Below are 10,294 nucleotides of genomic sequence, written 5' to 3' on the forward strand. Positions count from 1 at the left end.
TTTAAAGGAGCTCTGGACGAGTATCAGAATGAACGATATCGACAATACGTTAATCTTGGATGAAAAAACATTAAAGCGCATACCCCCCGTTTTTGTTTTTGTAATTATTCTCGTATTAGGCTCCCCTATTATTGCTTTAAATTATTTTGGTTTTGACTTCGGGACAATGGCAAAAAGCCTAGGATATGATAGTAAATTAAGCAGCTATCTTATTGAAGCACAAATTCGGGGATATTTTCGCCAAACGTTATTACAATGGTCAGCGTTCTCACTCGCGGCAATAACCGTATTGCTTTCCTTTACTCAGTATCGGCTAACGAATGATAAAATTGCATTAGTCATTGGGATGGGAGTTCTCTTTTCAGGGGCTGTTGAGGCTTTACACACTTTAGTTATTGATGGTTTATCACCTTATTTTATTGACAAAACCAATCTGGATGCCGTTATTTGGACACTTTCCAATAGTGTCAGTGCTCTCATCTTTATTATTGGATTAGCGTTAATTCTCTATTATAAAAATACCAAAAAAGTGCGCGTGAATACCTTTATATTAATAGGGGTATTTATACTAATTTCTGCTTTTTCTCTCATTTATTATGCCGCAACTCTTATTAAACTTCCGCAAATGTCGATTGAAGGGGCCATACTTTCAAGGCCCTACGAGTTGGTTTATCTATTATTATATTTATTCTTAATCATATTCCTTTACCCGCGTATATATAAACAGTATCCCTATATTTTGACAAACTGTATTTTTTATATGGGGGTCACTCAAATAGTAATAGGTATTTATCTTATGGTTTTATCCAGCTCTCCCTATGATAGTGCCTTTAATATCGCTTATTTTTTAAAAATTATTTTTTATTTTATACCCTTTGCGTGTTTAATTATTAATTATGTATTTTCTTACAACGCGATTTTGATCGCGCAAGAAAAGCTAAGGCTTAGCGAACAGCGTTTAAAATATATTGCCGCTCATGACGCTTTAACGAATCTTTATAATCGTAGAGAATTTGGTACTTTATTGGAAAAAACCATTGAACATAATAATCGTCGTAACAGTACCTTCGCTCTTTTTGTCATCGACCTCGATAATTTTAAATCGATCAATGATACCTTGGGCCACATAGAAGGAGACCTGTTCTTAAAACAATTCACAATGCAATTAAGCTCTTTAGTGCGCCGCGGAGATATTTTATCGCGGATTGGGGGTGACGAGTTTACGTTAATTTCTCCTCGGTTAAAGACTGAAATAGAGGCAAAACGCCTGGCTGAAAGGATAATTAAAGGTTTAAACATCCCCTATCACATACACGGAACAATCTTAACGGTTACTGTTAGTATAGGAATTTCTCTTTTCCCCAAAGATGGGGATAAGAGTGAGAAAATTTTAAAAAATGCTGACATAGCAATGTATAGCGCTAAAAAATCAGGTAAAAACACTTATCGATTTTACAGCGAAAAACTGAGCCATTCGAAGCATAGAGAGACTGAAATAGAGTTTTATTTAAAAGGAGCAATTGAAAATAATGAGTTATCTCTTTGTTTCCAACCACAATACAATCTTCTTACCAAGGAAATTATAGGGGCAGAAGTATTACTGCGTTGGTATAACAAAGCGCTAGGCAATATTTTACCGAACGAATTTATCCCTGTAGCAGAGAATACGGGATTCATTATTTCTTTAGGCAACTGGGTACTATTAAAAACATGCGAGCAAGCAAAGCGATGGTCTGAACGTTATAAGTCTCACTTATCCTTCACTATTAATATCTCTTCACATCAATTTGAAAATAAAGATTTTGTACAGAGTGTCAATGAAATATTAGAGCGCACCATGTTTCCTGCATCTAATCTGAATCTGGATATTCCTGAAAGTTTATTGGTAAAAAATGACTCAGGTATCTTTGAAGAATTACAAGAAATTAATAGCTTAGGAGCAACCATTACGATTGATGACTTTGGCATGGGTTATTCTTCACTCAATCATTTAAAATCTTTACCCATTAAAACATTAAAAATTGACAAACTTTTTATTGCAGAAATAAAAAATAGTACTGATAAAGTGGTGGTTATCGACACCATTATCAAACTAGCGAACGAATTAGGCATGAGTATTATGGCCGAAGGGATAGAAACCGAAGAACAATTAGATTACTTATTAGCAAGAAATTGTCTGCAAGGACAGGGGTTTTATTTAAGTAAGCCGCTGACTGCACAAGAATTTGAATCCATAGCATTTGAATAATTTTTCATGCATGCATTACTTGCTCTATATATCTCCGGCAAGTTAAAGGTTTATTTAAATAATTTATAATCTGACGGGTTCCTCCTGTTCCGGTGATGATCAATGAGCCGTATTGAAGGACACTACCTATAATTGATTGACGTATATCAATACTCTCTATTTTATTGAGAGGGATGTCTATTGTTTGTTGCACCAGGATACCCGTTCGTAATATCACTTGTTTCTTTTTGATAGTTAAATAGGAAGATTCATAGCTTAACCAAACTACAAATAGCCAAATTAATGCAGCAATAGCCATTATAATAGAAGGTTGATAAAATAATTCATAGGTAAGACCAATGTAAGCAGTTGCGCAAAGTAATAATAAAGGCCAAAAAAAGAGTATCCAATGAAGCCTTGCTTGGTATACGATGTTACTTTCGTTCATCCCTAAACCCATAAATTAAATTTTGCAGATATCATGTTACAAATAAGTAGTTGTTTCAATGAAAAGTTATTAGAAATCTGCAAACAAGCTCATAATGTTGAAATTGTCCAAAAAGAGATCTTTCAACTACTTCCTTCCCCTTTTCATCAATATGTACGGGTTGGCAGCTTTAATCAAGGATCCTTAATTTTACAAACGAATGATGCTGTTTGGGCTTCCCAATTGCGTTTTCTTCTCCCTGATATACGCGATCAACTGCGCAAAATCAACGGGTTTCAGCATTTACGGGCGATTAAATTAATTATTGCTCCAGAACTACAAGAGAAAACAGAAAAGAGAAAGTCCACTCCTGCTCTTACAAATAAAACTAAAGAGCTCTTGTTAGATGCCGCAAAAGAATGTGAGTATGCTCCGTTGAAGAAAGCTTTAGAGAACTTGGCTGGCAGTTAATATCTTTGCTGATTATGTGCTGTTAAGTGCAGCGAAATATACCCGTGATTATCTGGTATACTTTGGTTTAAGCCTCTGCAGGTATTAAAACTTGCTGTAAAGAAGGCTGATAATCTTCCGCATCAAAATAAGTATATTCCCAGGCATCTTGAGTAGCCATCAGTTTTCTAAGCAAGAGGTTATTTAATTCGTGCCCTGAGCGGTATCCTTCAAAAGCACCAATTAAGCCTGAACTTAATAAGTAAAGGTCACCAATAGCATCTAATACTTTATGTTTGACAAATTCGTCTTCAAAACGTAAACCATCGTCATTTAATACACGATAATTATCTACTACAATGGCATTATCTAAACTTCCGCCTTTCGCTAAATCGTTTTCGCGTAATTTTTCGTAATCAGATAGGAAGCCAAAAGTACGAGCCCGGCAAACTTCTTTTACGTAAGAAATTGTAGAGAAATCAAAAACAGCGGTTTGCGGTTTATCATTAAATACCGGATGATCAAAATCAATCGTAAACGATATTTTGTAACCATCATAAGGGAGAAACTGGGCGTATTTCCCATTTTGTTCAACTTTTATGGGCTTTAAAATACGTATAAAACGTTTTGCAGCACTTTGTTCACGAATTCCCGCGGATTGAATCAAAAAAACGAAAGGAGCGGCACTTCCATCCATAATGGGCAATTCAGGGCCATTGATATCTACATATGCATTATCAATACCAAGACCTGCAAAAGCAGATAATAAATGTTCAACTGTAGCTACTTTTACTCCTTGGTGCCGTAGGGAAGTACATAGCATGGTATCGCAAACATTTTCATAAGTTGCAGGAATTTCCACAGCAGGAGAAAGATCGGTACGCCTAAAAATCACACCTGTATTAATTGGTGCCGGTCTAAGGGTAAGTAGTACTTTATCACCAGAATGCAAGCCAACGCCCGTTGCTTGAATAACTTTCTTAGGAGTTCGTTGTTTTATCATTCAGTATTCACCTTACCTATTTCCTTTTTTTTTGGCGCAAAACCCTCGAAATCTTAGCAGCAATTTATTGATTAGTCTAATTTTTTAATTCTTTTGCAATAAAAAAGCGGCTATCGCCGCTTTTTTATGCTTCTTCTTGCCGCCGCAAGAAAGCAGGTATATCCAAGTAATCTACATCTGGGATAGCTTCACCCTGTTTAGAGGGAGCAATAGGAACAGCATTAGCACTTACCGCTGCAGCGGCTTGCTTTCTTATTACCGCAGGCCTATCTAATTGTTCATAGTCCAAAGAGCCATCACCACGGCGGGTTTCGACAAAACGTGCTTTTCCCTGGGTATTTTGAGGATGCCCTTGACGTTGTCGGGCATCACCTAACCCGGTTACAATCACAGTGACTCGCATTTCTTCTGTCATGTCAGGATCAATAACCGTCCCCACAACTACAGTAGCATCATCGGAAATAAATTCTTTGACCACATCGCCAACTTCTTCAAATTCACCAATAGACATATCTAAGCCAGCAGTAATATTTACTAAAATGCCTTTTGCACCAGAGAAATTAACATCTTCTAGCAAGGGAGAGGCAATGGCAGCTTCGGCAGCTTGACGGGCTCTTTGTTCGCCTTTAGCACTTCCAGTTCCCATCATAGCCATCCCCATTTCTGACATGACGGTGCGAACGTCTGCAAAATCTACGTTGATTAATCCAGGGCGAGTAATCAGATCAGAAATACCTTTAACGGCACCTAATAAAACATTGTTTGCTGCTTTAAAGGCATTTAATAAACTAATATTTTTTCCTAAAACACTTAAAAGCTTGTTGTTTGGAATTGTTATTAAGGAATCCACATGTTCTGCCAAACGACGAATTCCTTCTTCAGCAGCCAGAGCGCGTTGCTTTCCCTCAAAAGAAAAAGGCTTGGTAACCACAGCAACTGTGAGGATATTTAATTCTTTAGCAATTTCTGCAACCACAGGTGCGGCTCCGGTACCTGTGCCACCACCCATACCAGCGGTAATAAAGACCATATCAGAGCCTTGAAGAATTTCTTTAATTCGCTCCCTATCTTCTTCAGCCGCTTCTTTCCCTACATTAGGATTGGCTCCAGCCCCTAATCCTTTGGTAAGTTGCTCACCCAGTTGAATATGAATTTTTGCATTGGAATTTTTTAGAGCTTGTGCATCGGTATTGGCGCAAATAAATTCCACACCTTCAATGTTTTCCAAAACCATATGCTCAACTGCATTACCGCCGCCACCGCCCACACCAATTACTTTAATAACGGCACTATCTTGTTGGCTTTCGATTAATTCAAACATTGCTTACCTCTCATGGTCAGTTGCACCTGAAATCTTTATAATCAAGCTTCAAGTTTATTATTTTTAAACCTAGGAGAAAACGAAGGTCAATCCCTACTTATCCCTAGAATCCTATACTGAGCTCCCTATCCTCTTTCTACAATTAAAAATTCCCTTGAAACCACTTTTTCATGCGTGTCCACATACTGCCCGCCGTATCACTTAATACCGGGCTATTATAACCGCCTTCATATTGCTGTTGAAACCCATGTAATAACAGGCCCACACCAGTCGCTAAAGAGGGATTGGTTGAGGCTTCGGCAAGACCTGAAATTTGTTGTGCACAGCCCTGCCTGACTGGCATTTCGAAACACATTTCTGCTAACTCCAAGGCACCGTTTACTTTAGATGCACCACCTGTTAGCACAATCCCGGCAGCAATGAGTTCTTCAAAACCACTACGTCTTAGTTCATTTCTTACAAGTGTAAACAATTCTTCATAACGTGCAGATACTACATCAGAAAGCGCTTTTGCAGAGATTTTACGTCCTGGGCGTTCATTTACACTTTGTACCTCTATCATTTGATTAGAGTTAGCCAGTTCGGACATAGCACTACCATAATTCAGTTTTATTATTTCTGCAGCTTTGGTGGGAGTACGTAAAGCAACTGCTATATCATTTGTCACCTGATCACCCGCAATTGGAATAACTGCCGTGTGTTGGATGGACCCTTCATAAAAAATAGCTATATCGGTCGTGCCTCCACCAATATCTACTAAGCATACTCCGAGTTCTTTTTCATCATCGGTCAAGACAGCATGGCTCGAAGCTAATTGCTCTAGAATTATATCATTTACCTCCAACCCACATTTTCTTACACACTTGGCAATATTTTGCGCAGCACTAACGGCACCGGTAACAATATGGACACGCGACTCCAAACGTACCCCCGCCATACCTACGGGTTCACGAATGCTTCCTTGATTATCAATAATAAATTCTTGAGGAAGAATGTGGAGAATTTTTTGATCAGCCGGGATAACGACAGCTTTCGCAGCATCAATGACGCGTTCTATGTCTGCCTGGGTAACTTCTTTGTCTCGAATAGCAACAATGCCATGGGAGTTTAAACTTCTAATATGACTTCCAGCAATTCCGGTAAACACATTGCGCACTTCACATCCAGCCATTAATTCAGCTTCTTGTACGGCTCGTTGAATGGAGTTTACAGTAGCTTCAATATCCACTACCACTCCGCGTTTTAAACCACGGGAAGGATGACGCCCAATTCCAATAATTTCTATGGTTCCTCCAGGAGAAATTTCACCAACCAGGGCTACTACTTTTGAAGTACCAATGTCCAAACCTGTAATGATATTTTTTTCCGATTTTTTAGCCATTATCTTCCCGTTTGTTGTTTCCATTGCACCGCCATACCGCGGGCATAGCGCAAATCAACTCCTCCTAGTTGCTCTGGTTTGTCAGCAAACACTAGGGGGTAGGCTTTGCAAAACCTTTGTAAACGCTCTTCTAAATCGCGTTTACCCAAATGTATTTGTATGCCATTCGAAAGTATGAGCTCCCAAGCTTGATTTTCTCTTAACTCTAAAGAGGCTGCTTGCAACCCATAAATTGCTAATAGCTTACTCAATTTTTGATAAATTTGTAAGACATCTTTTTGTTGTTGTTCGGGTCCATTGAGCCTTGGTAGATTATAGCTTTGATTCGTTTTTCCCTGGCTAAATAAACCACCTTCTGCTGTCATTAATGCATCATTCCATACTGCAACAGGCACTTTTTCCACAACTGTAATTTTTATTGCATCCGGCCATATCCTTTCTACGTCCACACTTTCAGTCCAATCTAAAGTATTTAAATCTTTCTTTAATTGGCTAGTGGAAATAGTAAAAAAACTGGAACTCGTATAATTTGATAAAATTTCCTCTAATTGTTTTCGACTAATGTGGTGATAGTTAGCAGCAACTTTTATAGTATTAATAGGAAATCGCTGCGCATCTGATAAAAAAATATAAATCAGTCGCGCCGCCAATATAAAGGCAACCGCAATCAGTAACGTTAGTAATCCTGCATAACGTTTTTGTCCGTCCTTACTCATCCATTATTCCTACTTACTCATAGAGAGTACTGCTCTTTCCAAACTTATTTGTAATGGGTAACCAATTGTTGGCGACAATGATGATGTATCAAGGCAATATCAATTAAGTTATCTAATAATTGCTTGTATTCAATGCCACTGATTTGCCATAGCTTGGGATACATACTTATAGGTGTGAAGCCGGGAATAGTATTTATTTCATTAAAATAAATTTCACGGTTTTCTTCATTAACAAAAAAATCCACACGTGCCATCCCTTTACATTTTAATTGTTTAAAAATTTCTGCAGAAGCTTGCTGCAAACGAATTACCATTTCATCATCTAATTTAGCCGGGACTAATAAATCGGTCTGCTCACTTTCTAAATATTTGGCTGTGTATGAATAAAAACCATCGGGATGATTTACACATATCTCCCCAGGAAGGCTAACTTTTGGCTGCAATGCCGGTGAAGGATTTTCTAAAACAGACAATTCAATTTCCCGCCCTTGAATAGCCTCTTCCACCAATATCTCTTCATCATATTTTTTGGCATCTACTACGGCATTTAAGAGATCAGCCATATTTTTTGCTTTGTGAATACCAACACTGGATCCCATGGAACATGGCTTTACAAATAAAGGAAACCCAAACTCTTTTGCCACTTTTTGGCAAAATTTTTCAACATCAGAAGGGGTCTCGTGCCAAGAAAGACGATAATAACGGGCTGACTTTATCCCGGCGAGAGAAACCAAACGTCGGGCAATATCTTTGTCCATACCGATTGCAGAAGGCACTACATCGCACCCTACATAGGCTACATTGGCGAACTCTAATATTCCTTGTAAACAGCCATCTTCATATAAAGGACCATGCACTACGGGGAAAACAACATCTGCCTCTACAGCTAAACGACCATTTTTAACTATGGATTCCAGGGGAATAGAATGAGCCGTACTAACGGGTAAAGCATCTTTATACGTCGATAGCTCCTCATATTTATTGAGGAAATAGCAGCCTTCTTTGTCTATCCCTATTGGAATAATATTGTACCGATTGGGATCAAGATAATTTAAAACGGACGCTGCTGAAACTAAAGAAACCTCATGCTCACCGGACTTTCCACCGTATAATAATATCAAGTTTATGAGCTTTGGCATTCTTTTTCCTCCGTCATGTAATTCACAAATGAATGCTCTCTTTTGTTCGTGAACCTTTTCTTTAAAACATGCTAATTAAATTTTCCTTAGCGGAAGCATTAGCCTGAAACCCATCTAAAAGTAAAAAAATTATTTGCGTGCACAAAAACGCGCCATTCTAGCACAAGAAACATTTGCTTCAACCGAAATAAATCATTTAATAAAAAGTAATCTTATGCTGAAGGCCTCTCCAACGTTACTATGCTATTTCTCTTAATTTTTGTACTAAGTTGACCGCCAATTGCCCGACGCTTCCTGCGCCCTGCATTAAAATAACATCACCCTCACCCACAATACGATCGAGCGTTTGTTCTAACGATTGCTCATTCACTAAATTTACTTTTGGAAAGTGTTTTGCAATTTCTTTCGCTAACCTTTCACTAGTGACTCCCGGGATAGGGGTTTCGCCTGCCGCATAAATATCAAGTAACAATAATTCATCCGATAAAGAAAGGCATTGAATGAAGTCCTCAAAAAGCGAGCGGGTTCGGGTATAACGATGCGGCTGAAATACATGAATAAGTCGCTTGTCTGGCCAAACACGACGAAATGCATCTACAGTAGTACGAATTTCCTGCGGGTGGTGGCCATAGTCATCAACCACTAATGCCACACCTTGGGCAAACTGCCGTTCTCCTAAAATTTGAAAACGCCGACCTACGCCTTGGAAATTAGCTAGCCCGCGCGTGATTGACTGGTCGTCTACGCCTAGCTCCGTAGCAATTGCAATAGCCGCTAAGGAATTTAAAACATTATGGCGTCCTGGCCAGCTAAGCTCTATATCTAAAGAGGCATGAGGGGCTGGTCTTTTCACCCTAAACTTACTAAGCAAGCCCTCTTGCGTCCACTCGATAGCTTGATATTGCGCATCGTTTTTAAAACCATAAGTTAAAGTAGGTCTTTGTATCTTAGGAAGAATATTGCGAATTTCCTCATCTTCAATACAAACAACAGCTACCCCATAAAAAGGTAAATGATGTAGAAATTCCGTGAACGTATTGCTTAATTTTTCAAAATCGTCGCCATATGTATCCATATGATCGGCATCAATATTGGTAACAACCGCCATCATTGGTTTTAAGAAAAGAAACGAGGCATCGCTCTCATCTGCTTCTGCGACAAAATAGGGTGAGTGGCCTAATTGTGCGTTACTGCCACAACTATTTAGTTTGCCGCCAATAACAAAACTGGGGTCTAAACCACCTTCTGCCAATAAGCTGCTAACCAAGCTAGTAGTAGTCGTTTTACCGTGGGTACCAGCAATGGCAATACCATGCCGAAAGCGCATTAATTCTGCTAGCATCATTGCCCTGGGAATGACAGGGATCCTTTGTTTTTGTGCCGCAGTTATTTCTGGATTTGCAGAGTCAATTGCGGTAGAGCGAACAACCACATCCGCACCGGTAATATTTTCCTCTCGATGCCCTATATGTACCTGAATACCTAAAGAGCGAAGGCGTATTACCGTTTTGTTTTCACTGACATCCGACCCGGTTATTCTATAGCCTTCATTATGTAGAACTTCGGCTATTCCACACATTCCTGCTCCGCCAATCCCTACAAAATGTATCTGTTCTACTCGCCCATCCTG

General features: G+C 38.9%; 8 protein-coding genes. 2 read left to right on the forward strand and 6 right to left on the reverse strand.

What is annotated here, in order from left to right:
• Positions 1-28 precede the first annotated feature (28 nt).
• Positions 29-2,248 (forward strand): bifunctional diguanylate cyclase/phosphodiesterase, encoded by a 2,220-nt coding sequence (locus EL206_RS03190; protein ID WP_232048497.1) that lies wholly within the window; start codon positions 29-31, stop codon positions 2,246-2,248.
• Between the two features lie 4 nt (positions 2,249-2,252).
• Here the strand turns inward: EL206_RS03190 and EL206_RS03195 are convergent, their stop codons facing one another.
• Complete coding sequence (locus EL206_RS03195; RefSeq protein WP_131739627.1) at positions 2,253-2,675, reverse strand: PH domain-containing protein; 423 nt, start codon at positions 2,673-2,675, stop codon at positions 2,253-2,255.
• Between the two features lie 33 nt (positions 2,676-2,708).
• Here EL206_RS03195 and EL206_RS03200 point away from each other — a divergent pair, with 33 nt between their 5' ends.
• The gene (locus EL206_RS03200) at positions 2,709-3,125 is read left to right on the forward strand and encodes a DciA family protein (protein ID WP_058462097.1); all 417 of its coding nucleotides are present in this window, start codon (positions 2,709-2,711) and stop codon (positions 3,123-3,125) included.
• A 67-nt stretch (positions 3,126-3,192) separates the two neighbouring features.
• Here EL206_RS03200 and lpxC read toward each other — a convergent pair whose 3' ends face one another.
• From lpxC to EL206_RS03225, 5 genes are all read right to left on the reverse strand, one after another.
• Positions 3,193-4,107, reverse strand: coding sequence for a UDP-3-O-acyl-N-acetylglucosamine deacetylase (lpxC, locus tag EL206_RS03205; protein WP_058462098.1), 915 nt, complete (start codon positions 4,105-4,107; stop codon positions 3,193-3,195).
• A 124-nt stretch (positions 4,108-4,231) separates the two neighbouring features.
• Entirely contained in the window at positions 4,232-5,428 is a 1,197-nt protein-coding gene (gene ftsZ, locus EL206_RS03210; RefSeq protein ID WP_058462099.1) for a cell division protein FtsZ, read from the reverse strand.
• A gap of 142 nt (positions 5,429-5,570) precedes the next feature.
• Positions 5,571-6,809 (reverse strand): cell division protein FtsA, encoded by a 1,239-nt coding sequence (ftsA, locus tag EL206_RS03215; RefSeq protein WP_058462100.1) that lies wholly within the window; start codon positions 6,807-6,809, stop codon positions 5,571-5,573.
• Positions 6,809-7,525, reverse strand: a complete 717-nt coding sequence (locus EL206_RS03220) for a cell division protein FtsQ/DivIB (RefSeq protein ID WP_058462101.1) — start codon at positions 7,523-7,525, stop codon at positions 6,809-6,811. The genes ftsA and EL206_RS03220 overlap by 1 nt, the downstream gene beginning before the upstream one ends.
• A 44-nt stretch (positions 7,526-7,569) precedes the next feature.
• Positions 7,570-8,664: a D-alanine--D-alanine ligase family protein gene (locus EL206_RS03225; RefSeq protein WP_058462102.1), complete on the reverse strand. Its 1,095-nt coding sequence runs from the start codon at positions 8,662-8,664 to the stop codon at positions 7,570-7,572.
• Positions 8,665-10,294: the final 1,630 nt, after the last annotated feature.

The sequence above is a fragment of the Legionella adelaidensis genome (genome assembly GCF_900637865.1).
Lineage (GTDB): Bacteria > Pseudomonadota > Gammaproteobacteria > Legionellales > Legionellaceae > Legionella_A > Legionella_A adelaidensis.

Coding starts and splice junctions, on each gene's coding strand:
- EL206_RS03190 (WP_232048497.1), top strand. CDS start 29: ATGAACGATATCGACAATACGTTAATCTTGGATGAAAAAACATTAAAG.
- EL206_RS03195 (WP_131739627.1), bottom strand. CDS start 2,675: ATGAACGAAAGTAACATCGTATACCAAGCAAGGCTTCATTGGATACTC.
- EL206_RS03200 (WP_058462097.1), top strand. CDS start 2,709: ATGTTACAAATAAGTAGTTGTTTCAATGAAAAGTTATTAGAAATCTGC.
- lpxC (WP_058462098.1), bottom strand. CDS start 4,107: ATGATAAAACAACGAACTCCTAAGAAAGTTATTCAAGCAACGGGCGTT.
- ftsZ (WP_058462099.1), bottom strand. CDS start 5,428: ATGTTTGAATTAATCGAAAGCCAACAAGATAGTGCCGTTATTAAAGTA.
- ftsA (WP_058462100.1), bottom strand. CDS start 6,809: ATGGCTAAAAAATCGGAAAAAAATATCATTACAGGTTTGGACATTGGT.
- EL206_RS03220 (WP_058462101.1), bottom strand. CDS start 7,525: ATGAGTAAGGACGGACAAAAACGTTATGCAGGATTACTAACGTTACTG.
- EL206_RS03225 (WP_058462102.1), bottom strand. CDS start 8,664: ATGCCAAAGCTCATAAACTTGATATTATTATACGGTGGAAAGTCCGGT.